The sequence below is a fragment of the uncultured Cytophaga sp. genome, assembly GCF_937863595.1.
Classification (GTDB): Bacteria; Bacteroidota; Bacteroidia; order Cytophagales; family Cytophagaceae; genus Cytophaga.
In genome coordinates, this window is record NZ_CALMGQ010000121.1 from 1 (window position 1) to 19,399 (window position 19,399).

Annotated in this window: 21 protein-coding genes and 1 pseudogene; 6 read left to right on the forward strand and 16 right to left on the reverse strand. The window is 34.6% G+C overall.

The features are described 5' to 3' along the window. Positions 1-63: 63 nt before the first annotated feature. The 9 genes from Q0543_RS10445 to Q0543_RS10485 all read right to left on the reverse strand — a co-directional run bounded on the left by Q0543_RS10445 (position 64) and on the right by Q0543_RS10485 (position 9,214). Positions 64-708, reverse strand: a complete 645-nt coding sequence (locus Q0543_RS10445; RefSeq protein WP_299252373.1) for a hypothetical protein — start codon at positions 706-708, stop codon at positions 64-66. Position 709: 1 nt separating this feature from the next. Beyond that, a complete protein-coding gene (gene priA / locus Q0543_RS10450; RefSeq protein ID WP_299252376.1) occupies positions 710-3,199 on the reverse strand; it encodes a primosomal protein N' in 2,490 nt (829 codons plus the stop codon). Between the two features lie 15 nt (positions 3,200-3,214). After that, positions 3,215-3,670, reverse strand: a complete 456-nt coding sequence (locus Q0543_RS10455) for a leucine-rich repeat domain-containing protein (RefSeq protein WP_299252379.1) — start codon at positions 3,668-3,670, stop codon at positions 3,215-3,217. Between the two features lies 1 nt (position 3,671). Next, positions 3,672-5,711, reverse strand: a complete 2,040-nt coding sequence (locus Q0543_RS10460; protein ID WP_299252382.1) for a thioredoxin domain-containing protein — start codon at positions 5,709-5,711, stop codon at positions 3,672-3,674. Further along, on the reverse strand, positions 5,708-6,679 hold the full coding sequence (locus Q0543_RS10465; RefSeq protein WP_299252385.1) for a GSCFA domain-containing protein: 972 nt from the start codon (positions 6,677-6,679) through the stop codon (positions 5,708-5,710). Before Q0543_RS10465 ends, Q0543_RS10460 begins: the two co-directional genes overlap by 4 nt. A 332-nt stretch (positions 6,680-7,011) precedes the next feature. Continuing rightward, a complete protein-coding gene (gene rplI / locus Q0543_RS10470) occupies positions 7,012-7,455 on the reverse strand; it encodes a 50S ribosomal protein L9 (RefSeq protein WP_299252388.1) in 444 nt (147 codons plus the stop codon). A 21-nt stretch (positions 7,456-7,476) separates the two neighbouring features. Continuing rightward, the gene (rpsR, locus tag Q0543_RS10475; RefSeq protein WP_299252391.1) at positions 7,477-7,728 is read right to left on the reverse strand and encodes a 30S ribosomal protein S18; all 252 of its coding nucleotides are present in this window, start codon (positions 7,726-7,728) and stop codon (positions 7,477-7,479) included. A 1-nt stretch (position 7,729) separates the two neighbouring features. Next, positions 7,730-8,095, reverse strand: a complete 366-nt coding sequence (rpsF, locus tag Q0543_RS10480; RefSeq protein ID WP_299252394.1) for a 30S ribosomal protein S6 — start codon at positions 8,093-8,095, stop codon at positions 7,730-7,732. A 189-nt stretch (positions 8,096-8,284) separates the two neighbouring features. Next, positions 8,285-9,214, reverse strand: a complete 930-nt coding sequence (locus Q0543_RS10485; protein WP_299252396.1) for a chromosome segregation ATPase — start codon at positions 9,212-9,214, stop codon at positions 8,285-8,287. Between the two features lie 137 nt (positions 9,215-9,351). Between Q0543_RS10485 and Q0543_RS10490 the strand changes: the two genes are divergently transcribed. After that, entirely contained in the window at positions 9,352-9,933 is a 582-nt protein-coding gene (locus Q0543_RS10490) for a methyltransferase domain-containing protein (RefSeq protein WP_299252399.1), read from the forward strand. A 93-nt stretch (positions 9,934-10,026) separates the two neighbouring features. Beyond that, positions 10,027-10,839 carry a 3-deoxy-8-phosphooctulonate synthase gene (gene kdsA, locus Q0543_RS10495; protein ID WP_299252402.1) on the forward strand — a complete coding sequence of 271 codons (813 nt, stop codon included), beginning with the start codon at positions 10,027-10,029 and terminating at the stop codon, positions 10,837-10,839. 153 nt (positions 10,840-10,992) lie between these two features. On the opposite strand, the gene Q0543_RS10500 is transcribed toward kdsA, so the two are convergent. Both Q0543_RS10500 and apaG read right to left on the reverse strand, forming a co-directional pair. Continuing rightward, the gene (locus tag Q0543_RS10500; RefSeq protein WP_299252404.1) at positions 10,993-11,784 is read right to left on the reverse strand and encodes a class I SAM-dependent methyltransferase; all 792 of its coding nucleotides are present in this window, start codon (positions 11,782-11,784) and stop codon (positions 10,993-10,995) included. Next, positions 11,781-12,167, reverse strand: coding sequence for a Co2+/Mg2+ efflux protein ApaG (gene apaG / locus Q0543_RS10505; protein WP_299252407.1), 387 nt, complete (start codon positions 12,165-12,167; stop codon positions 11,781-11,783). Before apaG ends, Q0543_RS10500 begins: the two co-directional genes overlap by 4 nt. An 82-nt stretch (positions 12,168-12,249) precedes the next feature. Between apaG and ung the strand changes: the two genes are divergently transcribed. Then, positions 12,250-12,918 carry a uracil-DNA glycosylase gene (gene ung / locus Q0543_RS10510; protein WP_299252409.1) on the forward strand — a complete coding sequence of 223 codons (669 nt, stop codon included), beginning with the start codon at positions 12,250-12,252 and terminating at the stop codon, positions 12,916-12,918. Positions 12,919-13,025: 107 nt separating this feature from the next. Here ung and Q0543_RS10515 read toward each other — a convergent pair whose 3' ends face one another. After that, positions 13,026-13,673, reverse strand: a complete 648-nt coding sequence (locus Q0543_RS10515; RefSeq protein ID WP_299252412.1) for a hypothetical protein — start codon at positions 13,671-13,673, stop codon at positions 13,026-13,028. A gap of 9 nt (positions 13,674-13,682) precedes the next feature. Further along, complete coding sequence (locus Q0543_RS10520; protein WP_299252414.1) at positions 13,683-14,150, reverse strand: nuclear transport factor 2 family protein; 468 nt, start codon at positions 14,148-14,150, stop codon at positions 13,683-13,685. A gap of 205 nt (positions 14,151-14,355) precedes the next feature. Here Q0543_RS10520 and Q0543_RS10525 point away from each other — a divergent pair, with 205 nt between their 5' ends. Both Q0543_RS10525 and Q0543_RS10530 read left to right on the forward strand, forming a co-directional pair. Beyond that, the gene (locus tag Q0543_RS10525) at positions 14,356-15,399 is read left to right on the forward strand and encodes a histidine kinase (protein WP_299252417.1); all 1,044 of its coding nucleotides are present in this window, start codon (positions 14,356-14,358) and stop codon (positions 15,397-15,399) included. Continuing rightward, positions 15,399-16,136 carry a LytTR family DNA-binding domain-containing protein gene (locus tag Q0543_RS10530; protein WP_299252419.1) on the forward strand — a complete coding sequence of 246 codons (738 nt, stop codon included), beginning with the start codon at positions 15,399-15,401 and terminating at the stop codon, positions 16,134-16,136. Before Q0543_RS10525 ends, Q0543_RS10530 begins: the two co-directional genes overlap by 1 nt. A gap of 86 nt (positions 16,137-16,222) precedes the next feature. Here Q0543_RS10530 and Q0543_RS10535 read toward each other — a convergent pair whose 3' ends face one another. Further along, complete coding sequence (locus tag Q0543_RS10535; RefSeq protein ID WP_299252422.1) at positions 16,223-17,587, reverse strand: DEAD/DEAH box helicase; 1,365 nt, start codon at positions 17,585-17,587, stop codon at positions 16,223-16,225. Between the two features lie 379 nt (positions 17,588-17,966). Between Q0543_RS10535 and Q0543_RS10540 the strand changes: the two are divergent. Next, positions 17,967-18,316 (forward strand): annotated as a pseudogene (locus tag Q0543_RS10540) (GxxExxY protein). 506 nt (positions 18,317-18,822) lie between these two features. Here the strand turns inward: Q0543_RS10540 and Q0543_RS10545 are convergent. Then, the gene (locus tag Q0543_RS10545; protein ID WP_299252425.1) at positions 18,823-19,047 is read right to left on the reverse strand and encodes a DUF3820 family protein; all 225 of its coding nucleotides are present in this window, start codon (positions 19,045-19,047) and stop codon (positions 18,823-18,825) included. A 76-nt stretch (positions 19,048-19,123) separates the two neighbouring features. Beyond that, the coding region (locus tag Q0543_RS10550; protein ID WP_299252428.1) for a DUF2238 domain-containing protein at positions 19,124-19,399 on the reverse strand (276 nt) is incomplete at its 5' end.

The following is a 19,399-nucleotide window of genomic DNA, read 5'->3' on the forward strand; positions in this document are numbered from 1 at the left end:
TATTTTTTAAAACAAATCTTTGATGGCAATAATTTACACAATTTTATTTAAATGCAAAATAGTTTATGGAATTTGTTGTTGACCCGGTTTTGTAGTTTGTGCAGCTATTGTAATGTTTCCAGTATTGAGATTATAGACTACTAATAAATAATCTGGGTTTAAATACCAGGTGTTTAGTTGTGCGTAATAGTTGTCTTCTTCAATGCTTACAGGTTCTAACGCTCCTAATTGTTGGCCGTAATAGTCTAAAATTTGGCTGTATAGCTTATTTCCTTTTTTACCATTCGGTTCATTAAAAACAATGCTATATCGAATGAGTACGTTGTTTTTAAAGTTAAATTCTAATTTGCCTTTATACGTTAAGAATGTAATTTCTTGAATGGATTCTTGCAACCCTTTAGAAGCTAATTCTTCGTTATGATCTTCTGCATGTAATGAATTTGTTGTAGGCAACTTTTCTTTTACCTGCTCATACGTCATGCCTAAAGATATTTTTTCATATAACAACAGATTGGTTTTGTCTTCCGAACTTTTTGTTAATTCTGAAGATTTGGTAATTGTTGGAACGGTATCAATTTTTTCAGGTGCAATCGTATCCATTTGATGTATTTTTGTTGAGTCGACTTCAACGGTGCCATCTGTTTCACTTGACATGCACGAAGTGGCAATTACAAAAACAGATATTAGTATGATCGGTATAATTTTCATGTTAAATAGGGTCGACATTTATAATGATTCGTCCTTTATTTCCCATTTGCAAACTGTGCTCATTGGAAACAATTGACGCAATTTTATTCTTTATGGATTGTAATCCTTTCAGATCTTTTTCTAATTTAATGAAAAGTTCGTAATGATAATAATTTCTTAAGCGATCAATTGAAGGAGCTTGTGGTCCCAATACGCGTTTACCTCCAAGGGATTCTTTTAATTTTAGTGCAAGTGCATTGGCAGATTTTATCGCTTCCTTCTTATCGATATGAAGAACAGAAATATTTATAAGTCGATAAAATGGGGGATAATGGTACATTTCTCGCTCATATAATTCTCGGGTAAAGAAATTTTCATAGTCGTTATTTTGTATAAACGTAAATATAGGGTGTTCAGGTTGTGTTGTTTGTATCATAACCTTGCCTTGTCCGCTTTTACGTCCTGCTCTGCCACTTACTTGTACAATCATCTGAAAGGTACGCTCTATGGCTCTAAAATCAGGAAAATAGAGCATTCTATCTGCATCATATACACCCACCAACTCTACATTTGCAAAATCAAGCCCTTTAGTTACCATTTGAGTGCCTATCAACACATCAATTTCATGATGACCAAAGGCTGTAATTAATTCCGAAAAACTATTCTTTTTGCGTGTGGTATCTAAATCCATTCTCCGAATACGCGCTTCTGGTAATAATAATTGCAATTCATCTTCGATGCGTTCGGTTCCCGTACCAACTGTTTTTAATCGATGCGAACTACAACTTTCACATTTTTGAGGCACTTTACGAATGAATCCACAATAATGGCAGCGCAATTCATGACTAAATTGATGGTAGGTTAAACTTACGGAACAACTTGTACACATCGGTATATGTCCGCAGTCCTCGCATTCCAACATAGGTGCGTAACCTCTTCTATTTTGAAATAAGATTACTTGCTTTTTATTCCCTATAGTTTCTTTAATTTTATCTAATAAAGCAAGCGAGAATCCTTGCTGAATGCTCTTATTTTTGCGCTCTTTGCGCATGTCGACAAGTGTTATTTCTGGAAGTGCAACGTTACCATACCGATTGAATAATGGGACATAGCCCCATTTGTTTTTTAAGGAAGATTCTCTGCTTTCAATACTTGGCGTAGCAGATCCTAATAATGTCTTTGCTTGGTGCATGCGCGCCAACATAAGTGCTGCATCTCTGCCATTATAGCGCGGTGCAGGGTCTTGTTGTTTGTATGAAGCTTCGTGTTCTTCATCAATGATTATTAAGCCTAAATGTGTAAAGGGAAGAAATACTGCAGAGCGCACGCCAACAATAAAATCGTAGCGACCATCTTGCAAGCCTTTCCACGCTTCTACGCGTTCATTGTCTGAAAACCGAGAATGATACACACCCATTCGATCGCCAAAATATTCCTCCAGTCTTTGTACGATTTGTGTAGTAAGTGCAATTTCTGGTAATAATAATAATGCTTGCGAACCATTATCAATACTGCGCTTAATTAAATCAATGTATATTTCGGTTTTGCCACTTCCTGTTACCCCATGCAACAAAACACTATCCTTGGTATCAAATTGAAGTAGGATAGATTCTTTTGCAGATATTTGATCGGAAGAAAGCATTACCTCTTGCTTTTTCTCATCTGCACGATAGGAGAGTCTAGAAACAATTTCTTCAAACTCTTCAAAAATGCCATTCTTGATTAATGTTTGTAATGAAGAAGTAGATAGTTCAGCTTGATTTATGTGTGATTTTTCAACACCTAATACATTGCTTTCAGGATCTTGTATTACAGGTACTTCTTGCAAATACCGCATCACAACTTCTTGTTGTTTTGGTTTTTTATCTAACGAATTTACCAATGCAGAAAGCGCATCTTTAGAAGTGTAGCTGTGGTGTAATCGTAACCGCGAAATTATTTTAGGTGTGTATTTTTCCTTTACTTCTTCAAACAATAGAATTGCCTGTTTTTGTATCAGTAGTTTTAAAATGCGTTGAACATTTGTAACGCTTATTAATTTTGAAAGATCTTTATAGCTTACTGTTTTGGATCTGAGCTCTTGTATGATGCGTTGTTCTTGGTCTGTTAAATCGAAATTGGATTCTTTAAAAACTGGATTTAATTGAATCATAGATTCACTGCTTAATTTAAAGCCAGTGGGTAATGCTGCTTGCAGTACTTCACCTGGAGTGCAGAGATAATATTCTGCCATCCAATCCATAAATGTAAATTGTAGTCCATTCATAGTAGGTACTGTATCCAGCACTTCCATGATTTCTTTGGTTTGATAATTTTTGGGAGCAGTAGTATGTATCGCTCGCACGAGACCTGTTACAAACTTACGCTGCCCGAAGGGTACAATAATTCTTGAACCAATTTGTAAACCTTCTACAAATTGCGAAGGTACTTTATACGTAAAAAGTTGCGGTAGAGGTAATGGTAATACCACATCGCAAAATACTTCTTCAATTTGATTGTTGTTACTATACATGTTAGGGTATAATACTTATTTTATAATGGTAACATGTGGTAAAAGCTTGATCGCTTCGTCAAACTTAGCAGCTGTCCATTCGGGATGTTCTCTCAAATCTACAACTAATAGATTCGGCATTTGTGCAAGTATACTTGGCACCTTAGACATATAACGTGTTCCCGTAAGATTTAATACTTTTAAGTTTGTTAAATTCGCAAAGGAAGTAGGTAAAATTCCAATTCTATTGAATGCTAAATCCAAACAAACTAGATTTTTGAACTGCATGATTTCTTCTGGTAAAACAGTAAGTTTCTGCATCGATAAATCTAACTTTTGAACTGCTAAGGGATCTTTGAGTGCGTCTTCCAAAGTGTAATATGTTTTATACGATTCGCACAAGCTATCATATGCTTGTTGCGCATGAGCTTGTGTGTTTGAAAATGTCAAACAGATCATACTTAAGAATGCTATTAAGAGCGTGTTTTTCATATTAGCGTATATGGTTTAATTGTTCGAATAATTGAGAAATATCTGTTGTGGGTAGCTGACAAGTTTTATCATAACACAGATACATATTTGTTTCAGTATCTATTGGATTTCGATCTTTTAATAAGGGCAAGGTACTTTCAACAGCAGATCCGCAAATAATCTTATTCGGGAAATAGTGTTGTTCAATTTCCTTTCTATACTGTTTGCATTGCTTACCACTAATAACGATTTCAGCAGTAGGGGACATCATACTTGTAATTAAGCAGCCCCAATTAGATACATATGATGGATCTGTTAGAAATGCTTTTTTGAAACGAGAAGCTGTTTTGCGACCATGTTCTATCCAATCCTCATTGTCCAATATTTTTCCAAGCTGATATAAATTTCGAGCTAAAGATGAGTTTGACGCAGGAATGACATTGTCGAATATTTCTTTTTTACGTGCAATTAATTTTTCTCCAATATTCGATGTATAAAAGAAGAGACCATCTTGTTCGTCATAAAAATAATCAATCACATGATTTACTAAAGCAATTGCTTGTCGGAGCCATTGCTCATCAAAGCTTACTTCATATAAAGCAATCAGTCCTTCAATTACAAATGTGTAATCTTCTAAAAAACCAGGTATTGTCGCTTGTTTATTTTTATAGGAATGGAACAAGGTTTTGCCGTCATACATATTGCTCACTAAGAACTCCGCATTCATGATTGCAGTATTCAGTATGGCTTCGTCTCCCAATGCTCTGTATGCTTCGCACAAGCCTTTAAGCGCTATGCCATTCCATGAGGCAAGTATTTTATCGTCTAGGCCTGGATGTTCGCGTGGGTCGCGTGTATTGAATAATATATTTTTCCAATGGGATATATATTCTATTAATGTTTCTGCGCTCAACGCATGTTTTTCTGCAAACGTAACATTATCCATACGTTTGTATAAAATATTCATGCCATGTTCCCAATTCCCTTCTTTGGTAATTGCGTAGTAATCACAGAAAATATTAAAATCTTCTACAATTAAGTCTAGTAGTTCATGGTATTCCCAACAATAATATTTCCCTTCAATGCCTTCGCTATCGGCGTCTAAAGCAGAGTAGAAGCCACCTTCTTTTGAAAATAGTTCACGTGTAAGCCACGTATATGTTTCTAGTATGACTTCTTTGTAGGCTGGTTTTTTTGTTACTGTATATGCTTCACTGTACAAAGCAAGAAGTTGTCCATTGTCGTACAACATCTTTTCAAAGTGTGGTGCAAACCATTCTGCATCTACCGAATAGCGAGAGAATCCTCCGCCTATGGTGTCATAGATACCACCCATAGCCATTTTGTCAAGGGTTTTTTCTACGTGCTGTAAAGCAGCTTTACGGCCCGTTAACGCGTAGTCTCTGAGCAAGTATAAATAAATGGATGGCATGGGGAACTTCGGTGCTTTATTCATGCCGCCCATATCATAATCAAATTGTTTCGCGATGGACTCAAAAGCTAGATCCAATTCGTTTTTATCGAATGTTTCGGTTTCGTCTACTAAACCATATTTTTGAACTTCATTCTGATTTAATGAAGTTGTAAAACTTTCTGCTGATTTATAAATTTCTTCTTTGTGGTTGATAAAGGCGTTTGATATTTGGCCTAAGATATCCAACCATTGTTCTTTTGGAAAATACGTGCCTCCGTAAAAGGGTTTTGTGTCGGGTGTTAAAAAAACGTTTAATGGCCAGCCTCCTCGTAAACCCATTGCTGTAACAGCATCCATGTATATTTGATCTAAATCTGGACGTTCTTCTCGATCTATTTTAATATTAATAAACAATGCGTTCATTACCTTCGCCACTTCTTCTTGTTCGAAGCATTCATGTTCCATAACATGGCACCAATGACAGGCAGAATAACCAATACTTACAAGAATTGGTTTGTTCTCATTCTTAGCCTTTGTTAGCGCCTCTTCACCCCATGGATGCCAATCTACAGGGTTGTGTGCATGTTGTAATAAATAGGGACTTGTCTCGGTTGCTAATCGATTTGTATGTGCGTGGCTTGATTTCATATTGAACTACATAGAGTTTTTAAGGAATTAATTTCTTGGGTTGTATTCCAATAGGTGAATTCTTCAAAACGATGTATGGTTTGTTTAAGAAATTGTTGATGCGATGAACTACTTGGATGGAAGGGTTTGTGCTGCAACATTTTTTGCAACTGATCCCATTCTTCCATTGCTTCAAGCATTTCTCTATTGAAAATCCAATGAGCTAATTTTTTCCAAATATAGGTTTCAGCTTGCTTACTAGGGTGCAGCATGTCTTCTGCATAATATCGGTAATCACGCAAATCGTCTAACTGTATTTCGTATGCGGGGAAATAATGGCAATCATCATGTTGTTCGCACATATAATGCACTGCAGAAATAAGAATTGCTTTGCTAACGCTATTTAGTTGGAGGGTGTCCTTTATGTGACGCACCGGACTAACAGTGAAAATTATTTTTATGTCGGGGTTTAATTTCTTTAAAGAAATATAGAGCGTTTCAAATTCTTCTAAAATTTGTTTTACCGATAATAATTCTTTTTTGAAATGATGACCACTTTGTTTGTGGCAATTATTAACGATGGTGTCGCTTTGTACATGTCGATATACCCATGCAGTACCAAGCGTAATCACTAAGGTAGATGCTCGCGCAAGTGCTTTGTGCATGCGTGCAATGCGTTCATTACTTATCTCATGTAAAGCAGTTTCGCTAAGGGCGGATACTTCTGAATGAAATTGGTGGTCGTACCAAACTTCTGCTAGAGAAGTAGGGAAGGGATTGTATTTTTTTTCAATTGAAAGGGATAGTAATTGAAAAATTGAAATGGGATTGAATGTTGTACCAAATGCATTGGCTACCAAATCGAATTTATAGGATTGCAAACGATCTGCAATCATGTCGGCAAAACAAGAGCCAATGGTCACAATGGTTCGATTGTGCTGAATCGTAAAAGGGGCTTTACCGGGCGATATTTCGGTTCGGGTTTGCATGTAGAGGGTATTTAGTACAAAGTACGAAGGATTTCAGAAAGAAGCTAGAGGTCTGATATTTGACCGTAATTGGTTTAGGATAAATTCCATATAATAGTAGCGAAATCCCAAATAACAAAAAATAAATTCCAAACGGAGGGAAATAACAAATTTTACTAAAAAATCATTGGGATATTATTGATAAAATGTTCCTAATAGAAAACAATAATTATGTTATTAGCTGTTTGGAATTTGTTTTTTGTTATTTGGAATTTAGCATACGCTCTTAAAATAAAGAAGCCTCTCTACAAATTGCAGAGAGGCTTCTTTATTTTAAGAACAGTGAATGCTAATTACTCAGCTACTACTGTAAATTTCAATTCAACTTTCACTTCTTTGTGTAAGTCAATTACTGCAGTGTGCTCACCAGCATCTTTAACATCACCTTTGAAAGCGATTTTCTTACGATCTACTGCGATACCTTTTTTAGCTAAGGCGTCAGAGATTTGTAAGGATGTAACAGCACCGAAGATTTTACCTGTATCACCTACTTTAGCAGCAATCTCAAGTGCAAGACCTGCGATTTTTTCTGAAATAGCAACAGCGTCTTTCTTCAATTTTTCTGCTTTGTGAGCAGCTTGTTTGATATTTTCAGCAACTACTTTTCTAGCAGAAACAGTAGCGTTGATTGCGTATCCACGTGGAATAAGGAAGTTATTTCCGTATCCAGCTTTTACTTGAACTATGTCATTCTTATAACCTAATCCTTTGATGTCTTCTTTTAAAATAAGTTCCATGATGATGTTCCTCCTTTATGATTATTTTAAAGAATCTGTTACGTATGGCATTAGACCAATTAAACGAGCACGTTTAACTGCTTGAGCAACTTTGCGTTGATATTTCAAGCTAGTACCTGTAAGGCGACGTGGTAAAATTTTACCTTGCTCATTTACAAATTTCAATAAGAAATTTGGATCTTTATAGTCGATGTAAAATATGCCCATTTTCTTGAAACGGCAATATTTTTTTCTGTTCTCGACTCTGTTGATTGATTCGTTTTGAAGTGTCATATTATGCTTTCTCTTCAACTTTTTCTGATTTCTTAAATGCTCCTTTTTTTCTCTTGATGTTGTATGCAATAGAATGCTTATCTAATACGGTTGTTAAAAAACGCATTACTTTTTCATCTCTGCGATACTCTGTTTCTAGAGTGTTGACAATTGAAGGCGCTGCTTCAAATTCAATTAGGTGGTAGAACCCAGTGTTTTTCTTTTCGATTGGGTAAGCAAGCTTACGCAACCCCCAGCTTTCTTCGTTCACAATCTTAGCGCCGTTATCCACGAGCACCTGCTTGAACTTCTGTGCGGCATCCTTCATCTGAATATCAGATAAAACGGGAGTTAAAATGAATACCGTCTCGTACTGTTTAAGTGACATAGTTAATTGTTATTATTAATTTATTAGGATTGCAAAGGTAGGGTATTTAGCCATTATTACCAAAAAAATAAAGCTATTCATTTGAGAGCTTGTAGTATTGCTATTTTCAAGATCCACTTTTGGTTTATGTATCAAAAAAAAAGCCCTTTAATCTAGATTAAAGGGCTTTTTTTGATTTTTCATAGTTGATTACTCAACTATGAATGATCCAGAACCAATTAACGCTCCTTCACAATACACTTCAATTATTTGTTTCCCAACTTTATAAGCTCCTTCTTTTGTGTATGAAACACTCACAGGAGAAATTAAGCCATTGAATAAAATACTTGTTTTAGTAGTGTAGAATAACGTTTGTGTACCAAATTTAAACTCACCATTTGATGCACCCAAAATTGTTGCGCCATCTGGTTCAACAATACGGATGTATAATTCTTTTGTATTTTTTTGAGCGACTTTGTTTTCAGCAACAGTGAACAATATTTTGATTTGCTCAATCGCTTTTGCTTTATACGCTTCACCAATTTTTTCTTTTCCTTTAGAGCTAATTGCAATTACTTTAATGTTGTCAGCCTTTAACACAGAAGCCACAGCAACTTTTTGAGCTAGCATGCCTTTTTCTTCTTCAAGAGCAGTAATTGTTTGATCTTTCTGAACAATCTGAGCATTTTTCGCTTGTATCGTTGTGTCTTGTTGTGCTAATTGCAATGTTAGCGCAGTGATTTTAGACTCAGCATCTTGCTTAATTTTATTTGCATTTTTGATTTCGCTTTGCGCTCTAAAATACATGCCTTTATATTTAGCATCACTTTTCAATTCAGCATTCAATTGTTCTAATTCAGCAATTTGAGCTTCTAAGGCTGTGTTTTTTCCACCAGCTTCTTCCAATTGAGCACTAATTGCTTTTAACTCTTCAATTTTAGCATTAATGGCAAGTGTTAAACTGTCACGTTGTGCATTACCTTCTATTATAGTAACTTCTTGTTGTTTAATTTCATCATTCTGTTGATAATTAAAAAAACCTTGAATACCGTTTACGGCTAATAAAACAACGGCTAAAACAATAATCCATACTTTATTGCTGCTTTTTTCTTCTTTAACTTGTTTTTTTTCCTGATTCATAAAAGATTCTTTTTGAAAAGTTTGACTGTAAAAATACCAATTCTTATTTTAAATCCAATTTAAAAATAGAATATGTACATAATTTTGTATCATTAAACAAAATAAAAACATATAAAAATTATAAAAAATACCCATATATGGACTTAAATGCAGATTATTGGACAAGTCGATATGAGAATAATCAATCCCCATGGGATTTAGGTTCTGTATCTCCGCCCCTTCAAAAATACATTGAAACATTAACAGACCATTCGTTAAAAATATTAATCCCCGGAGGTGGAAACTGTTATGAAATTGAATATTTATACCAAAAAGGATTTCTAAACACTTATTTAGTAGATATTTCTCCCTTACCCATAAAGAATATTCAAAACCGAAACCCTGCTATACCAAGTACGCATTTAATCTGTGGAGATTTTTTTGAGCATACAGATACCTATGATTTAATTCTTGAACAGACGTTTTTTTGTGCCTTGAATCCAAATTTACGCAAAGCATATGTCACGCAAATGCATCGTTTATTAAAGCCAGGTGGCAAATTGGTTGGGCTGTTGTTTGATGCTCCATTGAATACGGATCAACCTCCATTTGGAGGAAATGCTCAAGAATACACATCTCTTTTCTCAACTGATTTTGTCATTCAAAAAATGGAACCTTGTGACAATTCAATTCAACCGAGAGCGGGGAGGGAGTTGTTTGTTGAATTTATTTCAAAATAGCAGACTGCAAGATGTGGAATATTATGATTTGCAAAAATCTAGCTTTAACTTTGTTTCAGTCTTTCTATTAAGACTATTTAAAAAATGATACCTATGAATATTACAATTCCAAAAATACATCACTCCGATTCTAAAAACTTTTTTCTTATTGCAGGTCCTTGTGTGGTAGAGGGGCGTGATATCTGTTTTGAAATCGCAGAAAAACTTATAAAAATTACAGATAAATATAATATTCCTTTTGTATTCAAAGGCTCTTATCGCAAAGCAAACCGTACCAAAGTAGATTCGTTTACGGGTATTGGGGATGAAAAGGCCTTGAAAATTTTAGCAGAAATTGGCAAGGCATTCAACATACCAACCATTACAGACATTCACGAATCTCATGAAGCTGCTATGGCTGCAGAATATGTTGATGTGTTGCAGATACCAGCGTTTCTTTGTCGCCAGACCGAATTGTTGGTAGCCGCTGCAGTAACAGGTAAAGTTGTGAGTGTTAAAAAAGGACAGTTTTTATCTGGGCAATCGATGCAATTTGCAGTAGAAAAAATTAAAGCTGCAGGTAATAATAATGTAATGCTTACAGATCGAGGCAATTCTTTTGGTTACAGCGATCTTGTAGTGGATTATAGAAATATTGTAGAAATGAAAGCGTTTGATGTGCCTGTAGTAATGGACTGTACGCATTCGCTTCAACAACCAAATCAATCCTCTGGTGTTACAGGTGGAAAGCCGGCATTGATTGAAACCATTGCGAAAGCAGCTATTGCAGTAGGTGCAGATGGCTTGTTTATGGAAACACATCCAAACCCTTCCAAGGCATTGTCGGATGGTGCTAATATGATTGCATTAGATAATCTTGAAGCGGTGTTGGCTAGATTAGTTCGTATTAGAGAAGCCATTTTATAAACCGAAGATTTGTAAATCTTAATGCGGAAGGCTTAAAGCCTAATGCTACATTTGCGATTAATAAAAAAGGCTTAGGTGATTTTAAAAATCAACTAAGCCTTTTTACCTTTAGGACTTAAGCATTCCACTTTAAGATTTAAGCCTTCGGCTTAATTAAAACCGCAGCTTAAAATTCTCCTTCGCTTGTCCTGTGTTGAAGTACAATAAACCAATTTGCCATAAATCAACACTTACAGTTATTGCTTTTTTAGATGCTATTGCCTTCCACGCTTTTGTCATCGGGTAAGACCAATAGATATCGTCCATAATAATTAAGCTTTTCCAAGAAACGCATTCCATAATGCGTTCCACATATTTTATGGTTGGAGCAAATCGATGGTTGGCATCAATGTAGGCAACGTCAATGTGCGTGTGTGTTTGTAAAAAAAGAGGCAAGGTTTCATCTATATTGCCTTCTATGATTTCAATATTTGTTATACCAGCACGTTTAAAAAAGTCTCTGGATAATTCAATTAAGGTTGGGTTGGCCTCAAAGGTATAAATGATTGCATCGGGGCAGCTCATTGCTATGTATGCAGTTGTGATACCGAAACTTGTTCCTAATTCAATGATTACTTTAGGTTTTCGTTCTTCAACCAATCTGCAAATAAGTTTCCTCCAAGGAAGCGATTTAATAGAATGTCTTGCAAGTCTGTTTATAGGAACGCGTAGATTTTTATGAAAGCTTGTACCAGCCCCCGGGTTTTTGTTTGTAATTAAATGATGATCATGGATCAGCTCAAAATAATGCTGTTCCAATTCATCAAAATAGGGATACTCGTGATTTTGAATTGTTTTTGTATACAATTCAAAAACAAAGGGCGAATGTAAACCATGCTCGTTATTACCAACGATATAATGTTTTATAAATTCAAAAATGCGATATAAAATAGAGAAAAGTTTCAATTCAATTTAAAGGGAGCAATTAACATAAATTCAGGAATAATAACAGTGAATTCCTTTCCATCAACAATACGTTCCATGATATATGTACCGTGCATTTTACCCATTTCAGTCTGCAAATTACAGCCAGATATATATTCATGTGAAGCACCAGGCTCAAGCGTTGGTTGTTGACCAACGACACCTTCTCCTTCAACTTCTCTTGTTACAGCATTGGCATCATAAATAAACCAATGTCTGCGTAGCAAGCGAATTGTGTAATCACTATGATTCTCAATATTTATTTTATAGGTAAATACATAATGTGATTGAAACGGACTTGAATACTCTTGTTGGTACTCTGTTTCAATACTTACTTTTACGCCTTCTGTAATTTTTGATATCATTCTTGTGGGGGAATGCTTGTGTTTGATTGATAACAGTTAAATTTACTGAATAGTTTTCTAAATAACGCATCAAATCTGAATTATGTCTGAAGAGATTAACATAAGTGCATCTTGGAAAAATGTCTTAAAACAAGAATTTGAAAAGAGCTATTTTATTGAATTGATTGCGTTTGTACAACATGCGTATAAAACTACCTTGATTTACCCGAAAATGGAAGATGTTTTTAATGCGTTTAATGCGTGTTCGTTTGAAAAGGTACGTGTGGTAATTATAGGTCAAGATCCGTATCATGGAGCTGGGCAGGCCCATGGGCTATGTTTTTCTGTAGAAGAAGGTGTAACATTACCTCCTTCTTTGAAGAATATTTTTAAAGAAATTCAGGCTGACCTAGGAGTTGTTGTACCAAAATCAGGGAATTTACAGCATTGGGCCGAGCAAGGAGTGTTAATGCTAAATGCAACGTTAACAGTACAAGCACATTCGCCAGGATCGCATCAAAAAAAAGGGTGGGAGCAATTTACGGATGCTGTTATTCAGAAAATATCAGACGAGAAAGAGCATGTCGTATTTATTTTGTGGGGAGCTTACGCACAAAAAAAAGGAAAAATAATTGATGCCAATAAGCATTTAATACTACAATCTGCACACCCATCTCCTTTTTCAGCGTATAATGGTTTTTTTGGTAATAAACATTTCAGCAAAACAAATGACTATTTAAAATCGATTGGTAAAAAAGAAATTGAATGGTAAAATCAATTTAAAAAATGTTTATTCAATTACGTCTATTTACTCATGGTTGTGTCTTTTCGACCAACCATCCTCAAAGGTTTGACTATTAAAAGCTATTGGTAAAAATCTTAGATTGAAATAATTTTGGAAAGTATGTTTGAAATTTCTTCTGCCCTTGTATAGACCATTAAATGGGTACCCTTCGGAATTACATATTGAGGATTTATTTTTTTTAGAGGAAATATTAAATCTGAATCACCATGAATGTGATAGAGGTTTAATATTTTTTTGCGTTGTTTCCAATTTATAATGGCGTGTATTGCCCATTTAAAAAAATCGATGTTTGTATTTAACAACATCGCATCAAATACTATTTTATCCTCTTTATTTTCAACACCTATTAATTTATATATAAAAAAAGGCGATTTACTTAATATTTTTTCAGAACTTAATTTATAGATTGGAATACATTTGAAAATTTTAAAATACCATGGTCGCTCTACATCAGAAGAGATGCTAGAAATTAGGATTGTTTTTTGTGGCGACACAATAGTTGAAAGCTCGGTAACAATCATTCCGCCAAAAGATAAGCCTACTATGCAAAAGGGTTCAGTCGAATCTATTTTGTGGGATAGGCGTATTGCATAATCACGTATTGATTCGTTTTTTATAGGTACGACCCAATCTATGTAAACAATTTTTAAAGAATCTTGAAACGTAAGTCTTTCAAAAATTCGTTTGTCTGCACCCAAGCCACTAATAAAATAAAGCGTCATTCTTATTGTCTATTTGTGTTGTGCACTAAATACGCGTAACGCCTCTTTTGATTTTCCTTGTATAGTAGATTTTAGTAATCCCATAGCATGTAGTACCTTGCTTTTAAATCCTAAGGCTTGGTTTGCCCATATCTTTAAATCAAAGGTATCTGTATGACGAATAATTTTTTCATCTTTAAATTCAAAAGCACTCGTAATTTTATTTATGACATTTCTATTCGTTTTTGAAAACGTATATGTAGCAATCCAATGACCTTTTCCCGTTTCAGAATCTGCTGAAATATTGCTGTAATCGATCACTAAACTTTCACCTTTAGACAGCAGCATTCGCCACATGTTTTTTGCTTCATTGCCCTTTAAGGTTCCGAAAGCTGGGTCGGTAAATTCAATATCATCGTGATAACAAGAAATCATGCCTTCCACGTTTCTGTTTTTTAAGCAATGATAAAAGTGTTCTAAAAGTTCTTGATGTAACATATGTTTAGGGTTTTATATTAATATAGCAAAAAAAAGCATATTAGTAGCACAAAACGTTGAAAAGTGGGATATGTTTTTAAACCTTAAATTGATAGGAATCGAATCGATAAAAAGTGGGATATTGTCTAAACTTATCGGCATTTCATATAATTATATTCAAATCCGAGTTAAATAATGCTATTTTTAGTTATAATCAGTTTTTAAAATGGACTTAGAAAAAGATAATAAAAAAGGAATTACAATTGTTGCACATATATTGGTATGGTTCGTTCTATTTACCTTACCTTATTTTTTATCGATTGGGGCAGATTTTAATTTACAACGTACCCTCAAATGTTCAACCATTCCCTTAATTTGTTATACGATTATATTCTATACAAACTACTTTGTATTGATTGACCGTTTGTGGTTTAAAAATCAAAGGATTTATTATGTAGTAATAAATCTTTTGATGATTGCTTTTTTTGTTTTGGTTATTTTTGAAATCAAGCAATTGTATTTCCAACCTACTGTAGTGCGAATAAACAAACCACCCTTGCGCTTGTTTGTTTATATCGATATGATTTCTATGCTTATTCCAATTCTGTTTTCTATTGGTTTGAAAACCTATGAACGCTGGGCTTTGTCGGAAGATATTCATCGGTTATCTATTAATGAAAAATTGATTTCAGAATTACAGCATTTAAAATATCAGTTGCAACCCCATTTCTTTTTTAATTCATTGAATAATATTTATTCGCTGATCGATCGGTATCCAGATAAAGCTAAAGAGGTAGTTCATAGCCTTGGTAAATTGATGCGTTATTTGCTGTATGAAACAACAGCCGAACGTGTGCCTTTGGCCAAGGAAATCGATTTTATGAAAAAATACATTGAGTTGATGCAGTTGCGAACTTCCAATAATACCATTATTCATGCTTCGTTTCCGAGTGTAGATTTAAGTATGCAGGTGCCGCCCTTATTATTTATATCCTTGATCGAAAACGCATTTAAACATGGGGTTGCAGCTACTCAAGAATCTGAGATTGGTATTACGATGACACTGGATGAACAACATATATTATTTGTAACGAAGAATATTTATCTTCCCAAAGATACTACAGATAAGAGTGGCTCAGGTATTGGCTTACTAAATTTGAAAAAGCGTTTGGAATTAATTTATCCGAAGGGATATATTCTTAAATCAGAAATTATAGACAGTACGTATGTATCTACTTTGCAAATCAACTATAAAGAACAGGTTTCATAATGCAAACGACTCAAAAAATTACGTGTTTAATTGTGGACGATGAGCCAATGGCTTTGAGTTTGATGGAAGATTATGTTAAAAAAATTCCTTTTTTAGATTTGAGGGGAATTTGTAGCAATGCGTTTCAAGCCTTGGAAAAAGTGCACGAAGAGAAAATAGATCTCTTATTCTTAGATATTCAAATGCCAGAGTTGAATGGTATAGAATTGTCTAGAAGTCTTTCAAAAAATACGCGTGTAGTTTTCACCACAGCCTTCGATCAATATGCATTGGACGGATTTAAGGTAGACGCCTTAGATTATTTATTGAAGCCGTATAATTTTGAAGAGTTTTATACGGCAGCACTCAAAGCCAAAGAATGGTTTGACTTAGTAGCTCTTGCGGCTGATCGTTCAGAGAGTAAGTTGGAGGGAGATTATCTTTTTATTCGTTCGGATTATAAACAATTGAAGATAAAGCTGAATGATATTTATTACATCGAAGGGTTAAAAGATTATGTGAAGATTTGGTTGGTAGGCGAAGATAGACCTATTCTTACGCACAGCAGTTTGAAAAAATTGGAAGAAGAACTTCCCGCAAAATTATTTATGCGCGTGCATCGTTCATTTATAATTGCATTGGATAAAATTGAAGCCATAGAACGTAGCCAGGCAATCATAAACAAACAATACATTCCCATAGCAGACCAATTCAAACAGAAGTTTCAAGAGTTTGTGGGTCGCAATTCTTTGGATTAAGGAGATAATTATTTTCTTTAATACTTAAAAAAACCTGCCAAATATTTAGCAGGTTTTTTATTTATAAGAATATAAAAATTATGTTCTTACCATCTTTTTTTAGGTGGACCGTCTGTTCTACTTGTTCGTGATGAAGAAGAGGAAGAAGAGTCTCCACTTGATCTGCGAGGGGATCCGCTACCGCTTGGTTTATTAGAAGATCCATTCGATCTGCTAGGGCCACTGCGTGCACTTGAGTTTGAACTGCTTGCAGCTTTTGGTCTAGATGATTGTGGTCGTTGTCTACCACCTTGTACTGTCTTCGGTGGATTGTGATCCATTAATGGATAATCGTGTGCATCGATAACAGGAATTTTTTTCGAAATTAATTTTTCGATATCCTTTAAGTATTCTTTTTCTTCTGCATCGCAAAATGAAAATGCTGTACCATTTGCACCTGCTCTACCTGTACGACCAATACGGTGTACATAGGTTTCAGGAATGTTTGGTATTTCGTAGTTGATCACATATTCCAAATTGTCTACGTCGATACCACGTGCAGCAATATCAGTAGCAACTAATACACGTGTTGTTTGTGCTTTAAAGTTTGATAATGCATTTTGACGTGCATTCTGACTTTTATTTCCGTGAATGGCTTCTGCTTTGATTTTATACTCCGCAAGCATTTTTACCACTTTATCCGCAACGTGTTTGGTACGAGTGAATACAAGACACGTTTTTATTTTAGGGTCTTTAAGTACATCTACCAACAAATTGTTTTTGTTACCTCGATCTACGAAGTACATAAATTGTTTGATGGTATCTGCCGTAGAAGATACAGGAGTTACTTCTACCTTAGCCGGATTATCTAAAATGGTACTGGATAAACGAATAATTTCTGGAGGCATCGTTGCAGAAAAGAACAAGGATTGTCTCTTAGCAGGTAATGCAATCAACAGGCGTTTAACATCGTGTATGAAACCCATATCGAGCATACGATCTGCTTCATCCAACACAAATATTTCAATGCCTTTCAAAGAAATAAATCCTTGATTCATTAAATCGATTAATCTACCTGGTGTAGCAACTAAGATATCGATGCCATTTTGCAAGGCAGTAACTTGTCTGGATTGGTTTACACCACCAAAAATAACGGTAGATGTTAAACCTGTGTGTCTTCCATACGCATGTAAGCTTTCACCAATTTGTATGGCTAGTTCTCTGGTAGGAGTAACAATTAGACTTCGAATTGGTCTTCTGCGGTCTTTACTTGTTTTTGCACTTAATAGTTGAATAATAGGTATGGAAAACGCTGCTGTCTTGCCTGTGCCTGTTTGTGCGCAACCTAATAAGTCAAGACCTTGTAATACCAGTGGTATCGACTGTGCTTGAATGGGAGTGGGAGTTGAATAGCCTTCTTCTGAAAGAGCCTTCAAAATAGGATCAATGAGTTTTAAATCTTCAAATAACATGGATATAATTGATGTCAGAATCTTAAATATCTATGTATTTCGATCCTGTATAAAATTATTAAGGGCCTAAGATACGATATTTATTTGTGGGAATGGGTGAGATGTAGGTATTTGATGCGGAAAGATAGTGGTCAGAAGAAATTTGCCAGCTTTTTTGTCTGAATTGGGATTCGTAGGATTAAGGGATTTATTGGATTGAAAAAAGGTAGTGTTAACATTTGTTACTATTTGATTAATTGAATGGCATATTAGATTAATAATTTTCATTTTTAACAATCATATTTTTAAATAGAAGATAAATAATAGCCAGCTAAATTTTTAAATAATGAATAAAGAACAAATTGATGACGCATTAACCTATAAAATTATTGGTTGTGCAATGAAGGTACACTCTACATTGGGTAATGGCTTTCAGGAGGTAATGTATCAACGTGCCTTGGCAATCGAAATGAAAAAAATGAATTGGATTTTGTAAGAGAATTTGAAATGAAAATATTTTATGGCGAAGAAGAAATAGGAACTCAAAGAGTTGATTTTTTAGTTGAAGATTCTGTGTTGATTGAATTAAAAGCATTGGTAGGACTTGAAGACGTACATTTGGCTCAAGGCTTAAATTACCTAGTTGCTTATAAATTAGAAAAAGGCTTGTTAATAAATTTCGGCTCGAAAAGTATTGAAGTAAAAAGACTTCATCATCCAAAGAATAAAATGCCGAATACAATAAAATAATAGTACTTTCAATAATTAATTTTCCAATCCAATAAGTTATTTAATTCCACGAATTCCAATTCATACAGAAAAAATCTTGAAATAGTATGATAACTTAAATTTCTACGAATATTTTTGAGAGTTTTAGGTGATTGGTCGAAGGCACACAACCAATGCAAATAGTGGCATTGAGGAGTTGTTGTACTTCTTGTGATTTAATTGGTTGTAATATGATTGATGAAAAAATAATCTGAAATTTTTCAATCCAATAAATTCTTTTAATCCTTCGAATCCCAATTCAGACAGGAAAAATCTTGAAATAGTATGATAACTTAAACTTCTAAGAATATTTTAGAGAGTTTTAGGTGATTGGTCGAAGGCGCATAACCAATGCAAATAGTAGCATTGAGTTATTGTTGATATGATTTAATTTTATTAGTTGTAATATGATTGATGAAAAAATAATCTGAAATTTTTCAATCTAATAAATTCTTTAATCTCACGAATCTCAATTCAGAAAAAAAAAATTACTTCTTCAACTTCTTCAACGGCTTCAATAAATCTTCCAAACCATTCAATTTTATTTCATACATCGTTGCGAGTAATGCCCCAAGTTTTCCTTCGGGGAAACCTTTGCGTTGAAACCATTCGAGGTAACTCACAGGTAGATTGCATAAGGTAACTCCTTTGTATTTGCCAAAGGGCATTTCCATGTTAACGAGTTCGAGTAGGAGGTTGGGATTGGCTTCCATTTTAAAGTACTAAGTATAGAGTACGGAGTATTAAGTATTAAATTAAAATAAGAACAAATTCGTTATTCTTATTCATTTATTTTAATTTTTGAATTTGTTTATTCTGAATACCTGATAAAAGTATCAAGGCAGAAATTGCTCCGATCGTTGCATACAGCATGTCGGATTGAGTATCCCATACATAACCTTGTGTGCCTAAGAATGCGTCTCCTGCTTCGTCACTGAATAAGGATACAGACCATTCTAATAATTCGTAAGCTGCGCTAATTGCCATGCAAATGCTTACTACAATGAATCTGTTCCTAACCGATTGAATAGTTGGACCAGTTTGGTGGCATAAACTGGAACAAAA